The following is a 301-nucleotide window of genomic DNA, read 5'->3' as shown; positions in this document are numbered from 1 at the left end:
TTTACTCTGCTTTAATCCAGGTTTGCATGACTGTACACGCAAATACATTCTTACATTAATCTTGTGCAGCACGATAAAGCGTAAACTGATACGTTTTAAAGCGCAGTACCACAGGTTCAAACATCGCATCAACAATATAGAACTCACCAAATAACAATGCATATGGATACCTTTGCTGTTGCGGCGATAATCTCTCATCGAGACGGGCCTTATCGTTCTTCGCCGGCTCTGCTACTTCTACAGGCCTGATTGCGCGCATATTCATTGCCATTTCATTACTCAGTGCCGCAAACAACGAGTG

1 protein-coding gene is annotated in these 301 nt (G+C 43.2%); it reads right to left on the bottom strand.

All coding sequences use genetic code 11. The features are described 5' to 3' along the window. Positions 1-55: 55 nt before the first annotated feature. Positions 56-301: glutathione S-transferase family protein (locus CWB80_RS22670; RefSeq protein ID WP_502705024.1), on the bottom strand; the 246-nt coding region annotated here is incomplete at its 5' end.

This window comes from Pseudoalteromonas sp. S1650 (genome assembly GCF_005887195.1).
GTDB lineage: Bacteria > Pseudomonadota > Gammaproteobacteria > Enterobacterales > Alteromonadaceae > Pseudoalteromonas > Pseudoalteromonas simplex.
Note: the sequence above shows the minus strand (reverse complement) of the source record. Positions and strands in the feature narration are given on the sequence as shown.